This window comes from Clostridium boliviensis (genome assembly GCF_033342255.1).
Taxonomy (GTDB): Bacteria; Bacillota; Clostridia; order Lachnospirales; family Lachnospiraceae; genus Lacrimispora; species Lacrimispora boliviensis.
Genome location: NZ_JAWONS010000137.1, coordinates 1 through 386 on the forward strand (window position 1 = coordinate 1; position 386 = coordinate 386).

The window sequence follows — 386 nt, forward strand, 5'->3', positions numbered from 1 at the left end:
CCCCCAAACCAATTCCTCGTCCAATTCGTAACGCCTCAGGGCCGGGCGGCCGTCGGCCATCACCCTTTTCGCCACCTCCGCCACATCCGGCTCCAGACACCCGCCGGAGATCACACCGACCGTGTTTCCTCCCTCCTCGATCAACAGTTTGGCACCCTCCCGGCGATAGGCGGAACCTCTCACGCGGACGACGGTGGCGAGGGCCATTCGCCGTCCCGAGCGCTTCATCTCCTCCATCGCCCGGACGATCTCCCGGTTCTCTTTCACATCCGTCACCTCCGGCTGGAAATGCGTTTGGCCAGCTTTCGAAAGGAAGGGGGATCACAGGCCGCCGAAAAGATGTCGATGTAGGGAAGCGCCGCCTTCATCCCCTCCGCCTCCGGCCG

1 protein-coding gene is annotated in these 386 nt (G+C 64.0%); it reads right to left on the reverse strand.

What is annotated here, in order from left to right:
• A partial coding sequence (locus RZO55_RS10045) for an XdhC family protein (RefSeq protein ID WP_318064147.1) occupies positions 1 to 267 on the reverse strand: 267 nt, incomplete at its 3' end.
• Between the last annotated feature and the right edge of the window lie 119 nt (positions 268 to 386).